A 12203-nucleotide genomic window follows, 5' to 3' on the forward strand; every position below is an offset into this window, starting at 1 on the left:
AGTGACTCCACGGGCATGGACGACGACGAACTCATCGACCGCGCCCGTGACGCGACGGCGAGCGCACACGTCCCCTACTCCGAGTATCGGGTCGGGGCGGCGCTCGAAACGGCGGACGGAACGGTCTTTCTCGGCTGTAACATCGAGAACGCCAACTACTCGAACAGCCTCCACGCCGAGGAGGTCGCGCTCGCCGAGGCGGTCAAGAACGGCCACCACGACTTCGCACGCCTCGCGGTCGCCTCGTCCGAGCACGACGGCGTTCTTCCCTGTGGAATGTGTCGCCAGAGCCTCTCGGAGTTCTGCGACGACGACTTTCGGGTGCTCTGCGACGAGGGCGAATCCAGAAGCGAGTATCGGCTCGGCGAACTGCTACCGGACGCGATTTCGGCGGAGACGCTGGGACGATGACCGGCGATAGCGAGGATCCGAACGACGAGACGCAGTATCACCTCGGGGTCGCTCCCGACGACGTCGCCGACACCGTACTGCTGCCGGGCGATCCCGAGCGCATCGAGAAGATCACGAACCAGTGGGACGAGTCCGAAGTCGTCGCCGAACACCGCGAGTTCCGCACTGCGACGGGCGCGTACGACGGCGCGCCGATCAGCACGACCTCGACGGGTATCGGCAGCCCCTCGGCGGCGATCGCGGTCGAGGAGCTCGCGCGCGTCGGCTGTGAGACGTTCCTCCGGGTCGGCTCCTGTGGGGCGATCCAGCCCGAGATGGACGTCGGCGATCTCGTCATCACTTCGGGGGCCGTCAGACAGGAGGGGACCAGCGACGAGTACGTCCGCGAGGGGTTCCCGGCGAGCGCCGACGACCGCGTCGTGGCGGCGCTGGTCGCCGCAGCCGAGGAGCTGGGCCACGACTACCACGTCGGCGTGACCGCGAGCACCGACAGTTTCTACGCGGGGCAGAGCCGGCCAGGGTTCGAGGGGTTCGAAGCCGCCGGCAGCGAGGAGCGCTTCGAGGAGTTGCGCGAGGCCGGCGTGCTCAACTTCGAGATGGAATCGAGCGCAATCCTCAGTCTCGCAAATCTCTACGGGCTCCGGGCGGGCGCAGTCTGCACGGTGTATGCCAACCGGACGACCGGCGAGTTCCGCACCGAAGGCGAGAACCGGGCGGCCGAGACGGCGAGCCTCGCGACGGCGCTGCTCGCCCGGATGGACGAGCAGGCGCGCGAGGCCGGTGCCGATCGCTGGTATCCCGGCCTCGGCCTCGGCGACGACTGATCACGCGGGCGCTCGATGGCCGGCAGAGCGGCCACAGCGCCGTTCCGTATCGGGAATGCTTTTCAGTCGGGGCACGGTATATTCGGTGTGGCGTCCCCGTTTGAGGTTTTGGATATCGACCCCGACGCGAGCGAGGCCGACCTCCGGAGAGCCTACCGCGAGCGCATCATCGAGGCCCATCCCGACCACGGAGGATCGGCCGCAGAGTTCCAGCGCGTCAGAGCGGCCTACGAGGCGGCCAAGGCCGGCCGCGAACTCGAAGCGCCGCCCGAGAAAGAGGAGATCGAGGAGGAGCCCGAACCGGACGACGGCCCGGCGGGCGCACACGTCGAATATCTGAACTACGCCGTGCTCGACGATCACGGCTGGGACGTCGGCGACAGCGATCTCTTCGGGAAGGCGGGCGACGCGGATCTCGACCCGGTCAACCACGGCAAGTTCGTCGTCGAACCGGGCGAGTCACTGCTCGAAGCCGCCGAAAACCGCGGGTTCGCGTGGCCCTACGCCTGTCGCGGTGGCGCGTGCGCGAACTGTGCGGTCGCGGTCGTCGAAGGCGAGCTGGAGATGCCCGCCGACACGATCCTCCCGCCGGAGATGAAAGCCCACGGGATCCGCCTCTCCTGTAACGGCATCCCGGTCACCGACGAGATGAAGGTGATCTACAACATCAAACATCTCCCTGGGCTCGACGAGCTCAGGCTGCCGCCCAGACCGTTCGAGCAGGCCCACGCCAGCGATTGAGCTGGCGCTGCAGGGACAGAGGTTTTTCGACGGGTTGGAAAGGATAGTCAACCGCGGAAGAACGACGAGATGCGATCGGCGAGACCACCGTCACCGAGCTTGAGATAATAGGCTGCGCCGCCGTCCTCGTAGTAGTGATCGATGTGGCGCTGGACCTCGAAGCCGATATGTTCGTAGAAGCCGACGGCGTCCTGATTGCTCGCGCGGGCGTGACAGCTCACGGAGCCGTGCTCGTCGGCGACGGTGGCGATGAGGCGCTCGCCGAACCCCTCGCCACGATGGGGCATATCGACGGCCAGAAAGAGCACGTAGCCGTCGCGGCGGACGGCCGCGAAACCGATGAGCTCCTCATCGCCCGCGAAGACGAGATGGACGGTCGCTCGGCGGTAGGCGTCGGCGAAGAAGCCGCGGCGCTGTTTGAGCACCCCCTCCTCACGGCGGATGCGCTCTTTCAGCTCCCACGCGGCGTCGAGATGCTCGTCACTGCCGGGCCCGACGACGCGATTCGTGACATCGATACTCACCGTCGGGCGTTACGTGTAGGGAACTATAACTCCACCGCCCGCAGATGAAGGCACAACGCTTTCGACGCGGCATCCGCTGGCAGGGGTATGGCTTCGGCGTCGGACTCGCGAGAATCGTCGGGACTGCTCTATCAGGTGCGTGAATGGCTGATCACGGGTGCCGCGCTCACGATCCCGTTTCTCGTCACCGTGATGATCCTCGGGTTCGTGCTCAACTTCCTCAGCAACGTACTCACGCCGGTCGTCGCCGCCGCGCGCGTGCTCGGCCTCGTCAGCCCGGTCGTCGGCTTCGCCCGCGCGATCGGCCTCGGCCCCGAGTTCGGCTCCGTACTTATCGAGTTCGGGACCGTCTTCGCGCTCGTAGCGATCGTGCTCGTCGTCGGCTTCGTCGCGCACGCGACCTCCTCGGACCGCAAGCTCTCGGCGTGGTTTCACACCGCGATGGAGGCGATCCCCGGCGTCGGTTCGGTCTACACCAGCTTTCGGCGCATGAGCGACGTGCTGCTCGAAAGCGACACCAGCAGCTTTCAGGAGGTGAAGCTCATCGAGTTCCCCAACGAGGGAACCTACTCCTTCGCGTTCGTGACTGCGAAACCGCCGGCGACCGTCGACGAGGCGGCGAGCCACGACGATCTCAGAACGCTGTTCATGCCGCTCGCGCCGAATCCCGTGATGGGTGGCTTTCTGATCCACGTTCCCACGACGAAGGTCTACGACGTCGATCTCACCGTCGAGCAGGCCGTCAGCGCCATCGTCACGAGCGGCGTGGCGATCGGCGATACGGAGGGTGCGGCGAGCCTCTCGGCCGACGAGATGGCGGCGCTCGGCGAGTACGACGCCGAACGGACGACCGTCGCGGAGGGGGTCGTCGGCGGGCCGGGCGAACCCACCGACGAATCCGGAGAAAGCGACCGACCGGAACGGGGCGAGTCGTGAGCTTCGAACTCCGCGAACATACCGCCGACGTGGCTGTCGCCGCCGACGGGAAAACCCTCGACGCAACGTTCGGTGCGGTCGCCGACGGGCTGGCGGCGGCGATGTGCGAGACGATCCCCGACGACGGCGACCGCTTCTCGTTCGCGGTCCAGGCCGAGAACCGCGAGGCGCTGCTCTACGAGTATCTCGCCGACTGCATCTACCAGCGCGACGTGCGCGGCGTGCTTCCCGTCGAAAACCGGGTTGTGGTGGACCGGACGGATGACGGGTGGCAACTCGACGCGAGCGCGCGGGGCGTTCCGCTCGGGACGATCGATGCGCGCGAGGTGAAGGCCGTGACGTACTCCGAGATGCGCATCGAGCGCGACGACGAAAGCTGGAACGCCTACGTCGTCTTCGACGTCTGATCCGGGCAGACGAAACCTATTCCGGCAGTGCTCGAATACGATCGGTATGGACACGTACGACGCCGACGGGATCACGCTCGAACGGGTCGAGGAGTACATCTGGGAGATTCCCCAGGAGGGAGAGATGAACACCCCGGCACGGGTGCTCGCCAGCGAGGAGCTGCTCGATCAGATCGCGGACGACAAGACGCTCCAGCAGCTGAAGAACTCGACGCAGCTCCCGGGCGTGCAGCAACACGCGATCTGCATGCCCGACGGCCACCAGGGCTACGGCTTCCCGGTGGGTGGCGTCGCCGGTATCGATGCCGAAGAGGGGTGTATCTCGCCCGGAGCTGTGGGCTTCGACATCAACTGTGGCGTGCGGATGATGACGACGAACCTCAGCTACGACGACGTTCAGGGCCACGAGGAGGAGCTGGTCGAGTCGCTCTTTGCGAACGTCCCCTCGGGACTCGGCGGCGGTGGCGTCGTCGAATCGGACGTCGAGACGGTCGAGGAGATCCTCGATCGGGGCGTCGAATGGGCGCTCGACGAGGGTCACGCCGTCGAGGACGATCTCGCCCACTGCGAGGACGAGGGTCGCCGGCCGGACGCCGATCCCGCTGTCGTCTCGCAGAAGGCCAAGGACAGAGGGAAAAACCAGATCGGCAGCCTGGGATCGGGCAACCACTTCCTCGAAGTCCAGCGCGTGACCGACGTGTTCCGCGAGGGCGTGGCCGACTCCTACGGGCTCTCGGCGGATCAGATCGTCGTGCTCATCCACTGTGGCTCGCGCGGACTCGGCCACCAGGTCTGTACCGAGTACACCCGCGAGGTCGAGCAGGCCCATCCGGAGCTCCTCGATCAGCTGCCGGACAAGGAGCTCGCGGCCGCACCCGCCGGCAGTCAGCTCGCCGAGGAGTACTACGGCGCGATGTGTGCAGCGATCAACTACGCGTGGGTCAACCGCCAGCTCATCATGGATCGCACCAGACAGGTGTTCGAGCGGGTGTTCGACCGCTCGTGGGAGGAGATGGAGATGAACCTGCTCTACGACGTGGCACACAACATCGCGAAGAAGGAAGATCACGAGATCGACGGTGAGGAGCGCGAACTCTACGTCCACCGCAAGGGCGCGACGCGGGCGTTCCCGGCCGGGCACGAGGAAGTTCCCCGCGCCTATCGCGACGTCGGCCAGCCGGTCATCATCCCGGGAAGCATGGGCGCTGGCTCGTACGTCTTGCGCGGCGGTGAGAGCTCGATGGAGACGACCTTCGGCTCGACGGCCCACGGTGCCGGCCGGACGATGAGTCGCACGCAGGCCAAAGACGAGTTCTGGGGCGAGGACGTCCAGGACGAGCTACGGGGCCAGAAAGTGTACGTGAAGGCCCAGAGCGGCGCGACGGTCGCCGAAGAGGCCCCGGGCGTCTACAAGGACGTCGACGAGGTCGTGCGCGTCTCCGACGAACTGGGCATCGGCGACACCGTGGCCCGAACGTTCCCGGTCTGCAACATCAAGGGCTAACGCAGGAAGTCGAACGAGACGTCCGCCGGCGTCGTGCGCGCCTCAACCGCACGACCCTCGTCGTACTTGACGAAGTTCAGGTAGAACAGTTCCCCACAGCCCTCACCGTCGGTCTCGGCCGCGCCACAGACGATCTCGACGCCGTCGGCGCTCTCGAACTCCTCGTGCGGAGCGGCGTACTCCCAACCGTCGAGGGCGAAGGGCGTCACCGACTTGTCGGCGAGTTCGGCCGCGCGATCGAGCGTGACGAGCGCGTCGCAGCGCGGGCAGGTGTAGCGGACGGCGACCATACCGAAAACAGGTGCTGGACGGGTATATACTGCCGGACGGCGGTCGGAGAGCTAGTCGTTACAGCAGCCGCCGATGCGATCGCCGAAGTCGATGTCGAGATCGGCGGTGATCTCCTGGTTGAGCCGTTCGAGGCGCGCGTCGAGTTCGTCCTGTGCCTGCAGGAACTCGGCCATCTCGGGGACCTCGTGCAGTTCCTGCTGGGCGTTCTGGAGGGTTTCGAGGTCGTCCTGCGTGGCCTCGCCGGTCTGGCGAGCCTGGACGAACTGGTCGCGGAGGCGCTCGAACTCCTGGACCTTCTGCTGGGCTTCGGGATTGCGCTCGACGGCGGCTTTCGTCTCGACAAACCGCTCGTATTCGGGCATGTCGGCGATGGCCGCGCCGAGGTCGTTCGCGACCGTCTCCGGCTGGCTGCCCGTCGTGGCGTCGATCTCCGGTTCGACTTCCGATTCGGTGCTCATCGCATGGGGTTGGGTCGTGAGCGTCTTCAACGTGGCGGTCAGGCGAGTCGGTTCTCCACCCACGCCACCAGATCGGCGAGTTCGTCCGGACCGATGCCGTGGGCGCTCTCGTAGCGGTGGAACTCGACGTTACAATCCCATTCACGAAGGCGCTTCGCGGCCCGTTCGGCGCGTTCGGCGGGGATCATCCGATCGGCGGTGCCCGAGCCGACGAACACCGGCGTGTCAGCGATCCCCTCCGGCTCGCTATCCGCATGTGGTGCGGCCAGGTAGCCGTGTGAGCAGACGACCCACGCGAACCGCTCGGGCCCCTCACAGAGCAGCGAGAGGCTCGTGATGGCCCCCTGGCTGAATCCAAAAAGACCGATGCGATCGCTATCGAGATCGTAGCACTCGATCGCGGCAGCGATGCTCTCGTCGACGAGATCGAGACACCGATCGAAATCCTCGGGTTCGGGCTGGCTGCGCGCGATGTCGCCATCGGGGAGCTCCATCTCGAACCACGTGTAGCCCTGCATGAGCCGATCGGGCGCGCGCAGGCTGACGACGTGGAGTCCGTCGGGGAGCCGTTTGGCGACCGGGAGGAGGTCCTGTTCGTCCGCGCCGCGGCCGTGGAGGACGAACACCGCCGGTGCGGGGCCGTCGGCCGGACGATCGGGTTCGACGTGGACGTGTTCGAGCGGGAGATCGGCGGGCATGGGGCGGCGTAGACGTGCGGCGGGTTTCAACCTCCCGGGCGGTGGTGAATCGAAGACGTCGACGGCGCACCGCCCGACCGCTCGCTCGGCGAAACGCCGGGACTAAACGGCAGGAGGCGATAAACCGGCCAATGAGCCACACGTCGGAGTCGAAATCGGGCGACCTCACCAAGACGGGGATGGCGCTCAAACACGACCGGGAGTGGGACTACGAGCTCGACAGGATCGTCGAGGCGGTCGACGAGCGCGACGCGAAGAAGGTCGGATTGCAGTTCCCCGAGGGACTGAAACGCCGCGGCCCAGCAGTGACGGACGACCTGCGCGAGCGCCTGCCCGACGACGTGCGGGTACTCCTGTCAGGCCAGCCCTGCTATGGAGCCTGTGACCTCGACACCTACATGATGCGCCGAACTGATGTGTTCGTCCACTTCGGCCACTCGCCGATGAAGGAGTCGGACAAGATCATCTACGTGCCGCTCTTCTCGAACGTCGACGTCGAGCCGATCCTGAAGGACTCCCTGGACGAACTCGCCGATCCCGACGAAAACCCAGACGTGGGTCTCGTGACGACCGCCCAGCATATGAACAAGTTCGAGGAGATGCGCGCGTGGCTCGAAGAGCGGGATTTCGACGTGCACACCCGCCGCGGTGACGAGCGACTCACTCACGAAGGACAGGTCTTGGGCTGTAACTACGCCTCGGCGGACATCGACGCCGACCAGGTTCTCTACGTCGGCGGCGGGAAGTTCCACCCGCTCGGGCTGGCGATGGAACACCCCGACAAGCGGGTCGTGATCGCCGATCCCGTCAACAACGCCGTCTCGATCGCCGACACCGAGAAGTTCCTCAAACAGCGCTACGGTGCCGTCCACCGCGCGATGGACGCCGAGAAGTGGGGCGTCATCTTCTGTACGAAGATCGGTCAGGGTCGCTACGACCAGGCCGAAGAGATCGTCGAGGCGAACGACAACGCCTACCTCATCACGATGGACGAGGTGACGCCCGATCGGCTCCGGAACTTCGACATGGACGCGTTCGTCAACACCGGCTGTCCACGCATCACGACCGACGACGGCCCGCGATTCCACAAGCCGATGCTCACACCAGGCGAGTACGAGATCGCCGTCGGCAACGAGCCGCTCGACTCGCTCTCGTTCGACACGTTCCACGGCACCTGGTAGGGATGGAGTACTGACGACGGAAACGGACCGAGTCGGAACGCATAACCTGCTCATCCGGGATGTACGGTCATGCCCGGCGCACGCATCGAGCACGGCGAGCGCGTCACGCTCCGCACCGTCGAAGAAGAGGATATCCCGTTCACGCAGCGCGCATCCGCCAACCCCGAAATTCGCTATCCGCTCGGTTCCCCACTCAGAAATCGAGAACAGGTCGAGGAGTGGGATACCGAAGCGACCGATCGCTTTCTCGTCTGTCTCGATGACGATGCCGGGCCCGGCCAACCCGACGAGAGCGCAGTGCGACGAATCGGCGTCGTCTCGGTCGAGGACGCCGACTGGAAGCGCCCCGAGCTCGGCTACTGGCTCGTGCCGGAGGTCCACGGCGAGGGCTACGGCACCGAGGCGGTCGCGCTCGTCGTCGAGTACGTCTTTCGGAGCTACGAGACGCCCGCCATCGGCGCGGGTGCGTTCGACTTCAACGATGCTTCTCAGGGACTGCTCGAATCGCTCGGCTTCAGCGAGGAAGGCCGCAGCCGCAAATACATGTTCATCGACGGTGAGCACCGCGATATGCTCCAGTACGGACTGCTGCGCGAGGAATGGCTCGAACAGCGCGATTCGTGAACTCTACACTCACATGTCGAGATTTCTCAATATATCTTGTTATGTTCTATCCGATCGAGTAACTACTTCACGGCGAATTCTGACGAAAATGAGAACCGCAAGCCACACCCTCCCCAGCCGATTCGCCCACTCGCTTCGCTCGTTCACTCATCCCTCGCGCGTTCTCCGGCCTTCGGCCGGATTCATCGCGCGCCACCGCCACCAGAAATGTCTGATTCGTAAAATCGGGCGCGATCAGCTCGTTTTCCGGTTCAGTTCTCTATCGTCTCGATCTCCTCGTCGGTGAGTTCGATATCGCTGGCGGCGATGTTCTCCTCGACGTGCTCGACGCTCGATGTGCCCGGGATCGGGAGCATCACGGGCGAGTGCTGGAGCAGCCAGGCGAGCCCGACCTGATACTCGGTTGCGTCGTGGTTGTCCGCTACCTCGCCAAGCCCGTCGAGGTCGCCCGAGCCGAGCGGGGCCCACGGGATGAAGCCGATATCGTGCTCCTCGCAGTAGTCGAGGACCTCCTCGTGCTCGCGATCACCGATGTTGTACTGGTTCTGGACGGTGGCGATCTCGACCACGTCGCGGGCCGTTTCGAGCTGCTCGACCGAGACGTTCGAGACACCGACGTGGTTGACCTTCCCCTCCTCTTTGAGATCGGCGAAGGTCCCGACCGCTTCAGCGTAGTCCACATCGGGATCGGGACGGTGGTACTGATAGAGGTCGATCGTCTCCGTCTTGAGTCGATCGAGACTTCCCAGGATCGAGTTGCGGATGTAGCCCGGTTGGCCACATTTCGGCCACGAGCCGTCGCGGTCGTCGCGCCAGAGCCCGCCTTTGGTCGCGACGAACACGTCCTCGTAAGGCGCGAGCGCCTCGCCGATCAGCCGTTCGGAGACCGCCGGCCCATATGAATCGGCGGTGTCGATGAAATCCACGCCGAGTTCGGTCGCTCGATGGAGGACCTCTTTCGCTTCCTCCTCGTCGTCCGGCGGGCCGATGATCTCCTCGCCGGTGAGTCGCATCGCACCGTAGCCCAGTCGGTGAACGGTGTCCTCGCCGCCGATGTCGAACGTATCGCTTCGGTTTTCGGTTGCCATCGAGTGGAGAACGGCCACCAGACGGGTGCCTCTTTCGGCCCCGGCAGTCGATCGTGCGTTTCTCGGACTCGAAAGGGACGAGAAATCGGGACACGCCCTTGACGCGACGGTTCAGCCGAACGAGGCGAGCTTGTCGGCTTGCTGTCGGGCGAACCCGATGAGTTCAGTCAGTCGTGCAGCGCGGGACGGCAGGCTGGCCGTGCTTTCGTCGGCCTGCGCCGCGAGCGGCATATGGGTCATACGGAACACGTGATCGGCCGCGACGACTTCCATGTCGGTCCGCGGCCCCGACCACCACGCGAACGCGGTCTCGCCGATCGCGGGATCCGCCGTTTCGATGTCGTCGCGTGAACGATATCGACGGGGGAGACTCCCGAGCGAACACGTTCCGCCGAGCGCGTCGAGCGTCTGACCCTCGCATGGCCAGAGCCGTGTCCGAAGGGTCCGCGTGTACGACTGCGTGCCACGATACAGCGCCGTTATCGTACCGTTGTCCCGAACCCGAGGCGCGGAGTCGCTGGCGTACCCCCAACTCGTACCGAGTGCCGGCGCGAGCAACAGCCTGTTCGCGGGCGGTTCCGGTGTCGGGACCTCTGTCGCCGTGGTCGTCGGCTGGGCCGTCGGGCTGGCGGTCGATTCGTCGACGGTTCGGGTGGTCACCGATCCCGGCGCAGTGCGTTCGGTTCGTGATTCGTCGGACGCGTTTCCTGCTGGCTCCTGGGCCGTCGGACCCGCGGCCGGTTCCTCGGAGGCGCTTGACGAACAGCCCGCGACACCGACGATGCCAGCGATCGCGCCCAGCCCGCGAAGGTAGTCCCGTCTCCGCATCACAGGGTCCTATCTCGGGACGACGCGTGCCGACAGTCACCAGAAGTAGTTCCATCCATCGGCTGTACCGATCGTGCGAGGCCAGTGGTAGTGAGAGTGACGGTTCAATTCGAGTACCGGTCGACGTCTAGCGCTATCTCGGTGCTGATGTGGGACTCGCGACGGTCGAGCCGCTCAGAACCCGCGCCGATACTGGATGGGTGGTTCGGCGGCCTCAGGCCGATCGAGCTCGCGGGCGGCGTGTAGCGAGAAGTACGGATCGCGGAGATGTTCGCGGCCGACGATGGCCATATCGGCTCGACCGTTGCGCACGAGCGCGTCGGCCTGCTCCGGCGAAGAGATGCCCCCGACCGCGCCGACGGCGATCTCCGACTCGCGCTCGCGGCTGATGCGGTCGGCGTAGGGGAGCTGGTAGCCCGGTCCCCGGTAGGGGATCTGCGGGTCGGGATCGTTGCCGCCGGCGCTCACGTCGATGAGGTCCGCGCCCGCTGCGGCGAGATCGTCGGCCAGTCGCACCGAGTCGTCGACCGTCCAGGATTCACGGTCGGGTAGCCAGTCGGTCGCCGAGATCCGCACGAAGACGGGCTTGTCGTCGGGCCAGACCTCCCGCACCGCGGCAGTCACCTCGCGGACCAGCCGGCTCCGCCCCTCGTAGTCGCCGCCGTAGTCGTCCGTCCGGTGGTTGGTGACCGGCGAGAGGAACTCGTGGAGGAGGTAGCCGTGAGCAGCGTGGATCTCAGCGACGTCGAAGCCAGCCTCGTCGGCACGCTCGGCGGCAGCTTTGAACGAGTCGATGACGTCCTCGATGTCGTCCTGCTCCATCTTCGCGGTCGCCGTTGCGCCGTTCTCGTAGGGCCATGGCTGGTCGCTCGGCGCGATCGTCTCCCAGCCACCCTCGTCGGGCTGGAGCGGCTCGCCGCCATCCCACGGCCGAGCTTTCGATGCCTTCCGCCCGGCGTGAGCGAGTTGGATCGCCGGCACCGAGCCCTGGGATTTGACGAACTCGGCGATCGGCGCGAGCGCCTCGGTGTGTGCGTCGCTCCAGATGCCGAGATCTTCCGGCGAGATGCGCCCACGGGCCTCGACGGCGGTCGCCTCGGTCATCACGACGCCGGCCCCGCCGGACGCCCGACTGCCGAGATGGACGAGATGCCAGTCGGTCGCCAACCCGTCGCGGTCGTCACAGGAATACTGACACATCGGCGAGACCATCACCCGGTTCGGGATCGTCGTCTCACGCAGTTCGAGCGGTGCAAAGAGATCTGCTGTCATCGATCCTGCCTACTCGCTCGCCGGGAAAGACAGTGACGGAAACGGCCGCTCCGGCGTGAAAACGGACGAACACGAATCCGGCACGGACGGATGATCGGGCGGTGCGGTCGGTGCGGACGAGCCGACTCAGCCGAGCGTAAGCAGTAGCGGGATCGCGAACGTGACGGCGAGTCCGACGACCGCCACGAGCGCGCCGATGCCGGCCTGTCGCCCCGTGAACTCGCTCATCGGCGACGTCTCGCGGGTAGCGACCGGTTCGACGCTTCCATGGGTTCCCGCACCCGCATCGTCGGGGTGGCTCTCGCGCTGCTCGCGATCGCCCTCAACCATCGTCTGGTCTTCGGTGTCGGTCGCCTGCTCCTGACCGGATTCCGACTCGCGTGGCTCGGTCGGCGCGTCATCGCTCATGGTCGCAA

General features: G+C 65.9%; 16 protein-coding genes. 8 read left to right on the forward strand and 8 right to left on the reverse strand.

The annotated features are described in order from the left end of the window. The first annotated feature begins 15 nt into the window (after positions 1 to 15). The 3 genes from cdd (at position 16) to fer (ending at position 1976) form a co-directional block, all read left to right on the forward strand. On the forward strand, positions 16 to 411 hold the full coding sequence (gene cdd, locus C451_RS15075; RefSeq protein WP_007741839.1) for a cytidine deaminase: 396 nt from the start codon (positions 16 to 18) through the stop codon (positions 409 to 411). Continuing rightward, positions 408 to 1235: a nucleoside phosphorylase gene (locus C451_RS15080; RefSeq protein WP_007741840.1), complete on the forward strand. Its 828-nt coding sequence runs from the start codon at positions 408 to 410 to the stop codon at positions 1233 to 1235. The genes cdd and C451_RS15080 overlap by 4 nt, the downstream gene beginning before the upstream one ends. An 87-nt stretch (positions 1236 to 1322) precedes the next feature. Next, the gene (gene fer / locus C451_RS15085; protein WP_049913154.1) at positions 1323 to 1976 is read left to right on the forward strand and encodes a ferredoxin Fer; all 654 of its coding nucleotides are present in this window, start codon (positions 1323 to 1325) and stop codon (positions 1974 to 1976) included. A 47-nt stretch (positions 1977 to 2023) separates the two neighbouring features. Here the strand turns inward: fer and C451_RS15090 are convergent, their stop codons facing one another. Beyond that, positions 2024 to 2500: a GNAT family N-acetyltransferase gene (locus C451_RS15090; protein WP_007741842.1), complete on the reverse strand. Its 477-nt coding sequence runs from the start codon at positions 2498 to 2500 to the stop codon at positions 2024 to 2026. A gap of 87 nt (positions 2501 to 2587) precedes the next feature. On the opposite strand from C451_RS15090, the gene C451_RS15095 reads away from it, so the two are divergent. From C451_RS15095 to C451_RS15105, 3 genes are read left to right on the forward strand one after another with little or no spacing between them, the layout of a single operon-like run. Beyond that, positions 2588 to 3436 (forward strand): DUF502 domain-containing protein, encoded by an 849-nt coding sequence (locus C451_RS15095; RefSeq protein WP_007741843.1) that lies wholly within the window; start codon positions 2588 to 2590, stop codon positions 3434 to 3436. Further along, a complete protein-coding gene (locus C451_RS15100; RefSeq protein WP_007741845.1) occupies positions 3433 to 3843 on the forward strand; it encodes an archease in 411 nt (136 codons plus the stop codon). The genes C451_RS15095 and C451_RS15100 overlap by 4 nt, the downstream gene beginning before the upstream one ends. Positions 3844 to 3889: 46 nt before the next feature. Next, positions 3890 to 5347, forward strand: a complete 1458-nt coding sequence (locus C451_RS15105) for an RtcB family protein (RefSeq protein ID WP_007741848.1) — start codon at positions 3890 to 3892, stop codon at positions 5345 to 5347. Here the strand turns inward: C451_RS15105 and C451_RS15110 are convergent. From C451_RS15110 to C451_RS15120, 3 genes are read right to left on the reverse strand one after another with little or no spacing between them, the layout of a single operon-like run. Then, entirely contained in the window at positions 5344 to 5637 is a 294-nt protein-coding gene (locus tag C451_RS15110; protein WP_007741849.1) for a hypothetical protein, read from the reverse strand. The genes C451_RS15105 and C451_RS15110 overlap by 4 nt on opposite strands. Before the next feature lie 51 nt (positions 5638 to 5688). After that, on the reverse strand, positions 5689 to 6096 hold the full coding sequence (locus C451_RS15115) for a YlbF family regulator (protein ID WP_007741850.1): 408 nt from the start codon (positions 6094 to 6096) through the stop codon (positions 5689 to 5691). Between the two features lie 38 nt (positions 6097 to 6134). Then, positions 6135 to 6794: an alpha/beta hydrolase gene (locus C451_RS15120; RefSeq protein ID WP_007741851.1), complete on the reverse strand. Its 660-nt coding sequence runs from the start codon at positions 6792 to 6794 to the stop codon at positions 6135 to 6137. 131 nt (positions 6795 to 6925) lie between these two features. Between C451_RS15120 and dph2 the strand changes: the two genes are divergently transcribed. Both dph2 and C451_RS15130 read left to right on the forward strand, forming a co-directional pair. Beyond that, positions 6926 to 7975, forward strand: coding sequence for a diphthamide biosynthesis enzyme Dph2 (dph2, locus tag C451_RS15125; RefSeq protein ID WP_007741852.1), 1050 nt, complete (start codon positions 6926 to 6928; stop codon positions 7973 to 7975). A gap of 69 nt (positions 7976 to 8044) precedes the next feature. Next, the gene (locus tag C451_RS15130; RefSeq protein ID WP_007741853.1) at positions 8045 to 8599 is read left to right on the forward strand and encodes a GNAT family N-acetyltransferase; all 555 of its coding nucleotides are present in this window, start codon (positions 8045 to 8047) and stop codon (positions 8597 to 8599) included. Between the two features lie 251 nt (positions 8600 to 8850). On the opposite strand, the gene C451_RS15135 is transcribed toward C451_RS15130, so the two are convergent. The 4 genes from C451_RS15135 to C451_RS15150 form a co-directional block, all read right to left on the reverse strand. Continuing rightward, the gene (locus C451_RS15135) at positions 8851 to 9687 is read right to left on the reverse strand and encodes an aldo/keto reductase (protein WP_049913163.1); all 837 of its coding nucleotides are present in this window, start codon (positions 9685 to 9687) and stop codon (positions 8851 to 8853) included. Positions 9688 to 9798: 111 nt separating this feature from the next. Beyond that, positions 9799 to 10515, reverse strand: a complete 717-nt coding sequence (locus C451_RS15140; protein WP_007741855.1) for a hypothetical protein — start codon at positions 10513 to 10515, stop codon at positions 9799 to 9801. 174 nt (positions 10516 to 10689) lie between these two features. After that, a complete protein-coding gene (locus C451_RS15145) occupies positions 10690 to 11787 on the reverse strand; it encodes an NADH:flavin oxidoreductase/NADH oxidase (RefSeq protein WP_007741856.1) in 1098 nt (365 codons plus the stop codon). Positions 11788 to 11913: 126 nt separating this feature from the next. After that, entirely contained in the window at positions 11914 to 12195 is a 282-nt protein-coding gene (locus C451_RS15150; protein WP_007741858.1) for a DUF7550 family protein, read from the reverse strand. Between the last annotated feature and the right edge of the window lie 8 nt (positions 12196 to 12203).

This window comes from Halococcus thailandensis JCM 13552 (genome assembly GCF_000336715.1).
GTDB classification, from domain to species: domain Archaea; phylum Halobacteriota; class Halobacteria; order Halobacteriales; family Halococcaceae; genus Halococcus; species Halococcus thailandensis.